6 protein-coding genes are annotated in these 3,438 nt (G+C 65.9%); 1 reads left to right on the forward strand and 5 read right to left on the reverse strand.

All coding sequences use genetic code 11. The features are described 5' to 3' along the window. On the forward strand, positions 1-53 hold a 53-nt coding region (locus tag BGO62_RS16405), incomplete at its 5' end, for a flagellar hook-basal body complex protein FliE (protein WP_363924495.1). A 123-nt stretch (positions 54-176) separates the two neighbouring features. Here the strand turns inward: BGO62_RS16405 and BGO62_RS15470 are convergent. From BGO62_RS15470 to BGO62_RS15490, 5 genes are all read right to left on the reverse strand, one after another. Then, positions 177-1,136 carry a chemotaxis protein gene (locus BGO62_RS15470; protein ID WP_296644186.1) on the reverse strand — a complete coding sequence of 320 codons (960 nt, stop codon included), beginning with the start codon at positions 1,134-1,136 and terminating at the stop codon, positions 177-179. A gap of 40 nt (positions 1,137-1,176) precedes the next feature. Next, positions 1,177-1,944: a flagellar brake protein gene (locus BGO62_RS15475; RefSeq protein WP_296644188.1), complete on the reverse strand. Its 768-nt coding sequence runs from the start codon at positions 1,942-1,944 to the stop codon at positions 1,177-1,179. A gap of 15 nt (positions 1,945-1,959) precedes the next feature. Next, positions 1,960-2,247 (reverse strand): EscU/YscU/HrcU family type III secretion system export apparatus switch protein, encoded by a 288-nt coding sequence (locus tag BGO62_RS15480; RefSeq protein ID WP_296644191.1) that lies wholly within the window; start codon positions 2,245-2,247, stop codon positions 1,960-1,962. Next, the gene (locus BGO62_RS15485; protein ID WP_296644194.1) at positions 2,234-3,238 is read right to left on the reverse strand and encodes a flagellar hook-length control protein FliK; all 1,005 of its coding nucleotides are present in this window, start codon (positions 3,236-3,238) and stop codon (positions 2,234-2,236) included. The genes BGO62_RS15480 and BGO62_RS15485 overlap by 14 nt, the downstream gene beginning before the upstream one ends. 12 nt (positions 3,239-3,250) lie before the next feature. Further along, positions 3,251-3,438: flagellar protein FliT (locus BGO62_RS15490; protein WP_296644197.1), on the reverse strand; the 188-nt coding region annotated here is incomplete at its 5' end.

A 3,438-nucleotide genomic window follows, 5' to 3' on the forward strand; every position in this document is an offset into this window, starting at 1 on the left:
TGCGCAACAAGCTGGTGTCCGCCTATCAGGAAATCATGAACATGGGCGTTTAAGGAGAGCGCCCCCGCGATGCGGGGGCTTCAAGTTACAAGTTACAAGTTACAAGTTGTTCGTCGCCATGCAAGCAGCGGTGCGCTTTGCTTGAACCTTGTAACTTGCATCTTGAACCTTGCATCTCAATGCACTGCGCCCAGCGCATGCCGCAGCGCGTCGGCCAGGTCTTCGGCGACGAACTTGGCCACATAGGCGTCGGCGCCGACTTTTTTGACGTGCGCTTCGTTGGTCGAGCCGGTCAGCGAAGAGTGGATGACCACCGGGATGGCGCTGAAGCGCGGATCCTGCTTGATGTTGCGGGTCAGAGTAAAGCCGTCCATCTCGGGCATTTCCAGGTCGGTCAGCACCAGCGCGATCCGGTCGTGCACGGTCTTGCCCTCGTCCTGCGCCTTGGCGGAGATGGCCTGCAGCTGATCCCAGGCCTCTTTGCCGGTTTTGCACATGAGATAGGGCAGGCCCATCGCTTCCAGCCCCTGTTCGATCATGGTGCGCGCGATCACCGAATCGTCCGCCGCCAGGATGACGGTACCGGGCTTGATGTCCACCATGGGGCCGATGCTGGCAGGGTCGACAACTGGCTCGCTCGACGGCATGACCTGGCGCAGGATGGTCTCCACGTCCAGCACCTGCGCCAGACGGTCGCTGTTGTCGCCGTCCAGGCGGGCGAGGCTGGTGACCATCCCGCCGGCGGCATTGCCCTCGGCGGACAGCACCTGCCGCCAGTCGAGGCGCACGATGTCCTCCACCGATTCGACGGCAAAGGCCTGGGTGCTGCGGGCATATTCGGTAATCAGCAGAATGTTCAGCCCGGATTTCGGGGTGCATCCCGTCACCGCCGGCAAATCGATGACCGGAATGATCTGGCCGCGCAGGTCGACCACGCCCATCATGTGGGGATGCGACCCGGCCATGGCAGTAATGGTCGGCATCGGGATGATTTCGCGTATCTTGAACACGTTGATCCCGAACAGTTCGTTGCGATCGAGATTCGCATCGTCGCCCAGGCGGAACAGCAGCAACTCCAGCTTGTTGGAACTGGTCAGGTTGGTTCTTTCGTCAATTTCCTGCTGGATCGTTTGCATGGCGGAGTCTCCTTGAATCATTCATGTGGGGGGTGGCGCGCTATAGGCTGTTTCGTCGCGCGCGCTCGATATCCATGACAAAGCGCTGCAGCCTGGCGGCCATGTCGTTGGGCAAATCCAGAAACCGGCAACCCAGGCGGGTCTGGGTGACGCCGTTCTGCAGGCGGATCTGGGTGGCATTGCGGACTTCCAGCGAAGTGACGACGGTGACGGCTTCGGGCAGCAGCAGACGGCAGTCGGGCAGCGTTCTGCCGGTGTCGCAGCCGAGGCGCCCGCTGTTTTCGGCGATCGCCACGCCGCCGCAGCTGATGTCCACGATGCAGGTTGCGATCGGCTCCGCAGTCGCGTCCGACAGGGACGGCACGATACATTTGACCGGGGTGGCAATCGGCATGGGCACCCTGAAATGCTCCCTGCGCTGCAGGCGAACCAGCGATTGGGGAAGGGCGATACACAGGGCCGGCAGGTTTTCGTACACGCACGCGGCAACCGGGCCGCTGGAAAACGAGATGGAGACGCCGTCGAGCTGGGTGATGAACTCCGCGCCCGTGCCGGACATCAGCGCCTGGTTGAGCGCATCGCCGCGGGCGCTGTCCAGGATCAGCAGGTTGCGCGCCTCGTCGACCGCGAGCACCGACGTGACGACGATCTGCCGGCTGCCCGGCAGGTCGAGGTTGACCAGCAGCTTGCGCTTCTGGATCGCGCGCAGCAGGAAAAGAATCTCCGCCCGCGAATGGACGGCGTAAGGCGCCAGCGCCTTGTCGCGATCCGGGTGGGTCAGGTCGTGTTGCGGGACTGAAAAAGACATTCTGCTTGGGCGTTGTTAGGGTTCGGCAAGTCCTGCTTGATCGGCTGCTTCCAGATGGTAGAGCCAGGCCAGCAGTTCGGCCACTGCGATATATAACTGCGGCGGGATGTGGCTGTCGAGGTCGATCTGCATCAGCAGGGCCAGCAATTCGCGCGATTCGTGGACGTACACGCCCGAGGCGCGGGCCTTTTCGATGATGCTGTCGGCCACCACGCCGCGCCCCTTGGCGACCACGCGGGGCGCACCGTCGCCGTTGCGGTAGGCGAGCGCGGCGGCGGCGCGCCGCTTGTCAGGCGCCGGCATCGTGCTGCACCGTGAGGGCGTTGAGGGTACAGCCTGCCGCGCTCAAGCGGTCGATCAGCGTGCCCTGGTGCTGCTGCAGCAGGGGTTCGATTTCGGGCTGCTCCGGCACCATCCTGATGCTGAATGCCTGCTGCGCATCGAGCCTGATATGCACGGTCACGCTGCCGAGTTGCGGCAGCGTCAGCCTGAGCCTGGATTCCCAGCCGGCATCGGCCGCGTCGGCCGACTGCTCCGGCGCAGGGTCCGTTTCCTGGCGCAGGTGCCATTCCAGCGTCTGTCCCGGCCACACCTCGCCGCGCCAGACGAATTGGGGCGACTCCAGCACCTGCAACTGCTGCGACAGCAGGGCGTGCATCGGGTTGAGCGGCTTGTGCGCAGCCGTTTCGCCGCTGTCGGGCAGCGCCGGCGGGTTGCCGGCGGCGCGCGCGGCGTCGGCCGCCGCCAGCCGGTTTTGCGGCTCCTGCAGCAGGCCGTCGAGGCTGTCCTGACCCGCCGCCCAGTTGGCCAGGTGCGACTCGTAAAACAAGCCGCTGCGCACCAGCGCGGTACGCAGGGCGAGCGCCAGTTCGGCCGGCAGCGCGGGCGGCTGGTCGAGCAGGGGGCCGGGCGGGACGAGGGTGGGCAGGGTCGGGTGCTGCGGCAGGCGCTGCATCAGTTCGCTCAGCATGCGCGCGGTCTGGCTCAGTTGCGGCGCATCGCTGGCCGCGGTTTCGGGGGCTTCGAGCAGAAACACCGGTTGCGGCATGTGGCCGGCGAAGCGCAGGCGCAGGGTGTCGCCGGCGGCAGCCGGCTGGGGCAGGCGCATGGCGACGGTCTGACCGTCGATTTCGACCAGCGAAATGCCTTTTGCCTGGCTCCTCACCAGACCGGCGAGCGTCTGGCCGATTTTCAGGTGTTCGAACGCCGCGCGCGGCGCGGCCTGGTCGCGCTCGACCGCGTCCAGCACGGGCTGGACGGCCAGAATGCGGGACAGGGCCTGGGCCGGATACATGCGGGGCGGGCCTTACGCCCGCTGCGCTCCGTAAGCGTCGACGCTGCGCTGGCCGGTGCGCGCCATGCTCAGGCGCTGCTGCAGCTCGTGCAGGCGCGGCTCGGTGAGCGCGCGGATCTTGGCGTCGTTCTGCAGGATGGTGCGGATGATCGCCACCTTGGCGCGCTGTTCGGTTTCGTTCAGCGGCACCGGCGCGGCCT

The organism is Thiobacillus sp. 65-1402 (genome assembly GCF_001897685.1).
Lineage (GTDB): Bacteria > Pseudomonadota > Gammaproteobacteria > Burkholderiales > Thiobacillaceae > Thiobacillus.

Excerpts from the sequence above, each read along its gene's own strand:
- BGO62_RS15470 (WP_296644186.1), bottom strand. The coding sequence starts at position 1,136 with ATGCAAACGATCCAGCAGGAAATTGACGAAAGAACCAACCTGACCAGT.
- BGO62_RS15475 (WP_296644188.1), bottom strand. The coding sequence starts at position 1,944 with ATGTCTTTTTCAGTCCCGCAACACGACCTGACCCACCCGGATCGCGAC.
- BGO62_RS15480 (WP_296644191.1), bottom strand. The coding sequence starts at position 2,247 with ATGCCGGCGCCTGACAAGCGGCGCGCCGCCGCCGCGCTCGCCTACCGC.
- BGO62_RS15485 (WP_296644194.1), bottom strand. The coding sequence starts at position 3,238 with ATGTATCCGGCCCAGGCCCTGTCCCGCATTCTGGCCGTCCAGCCCGTG.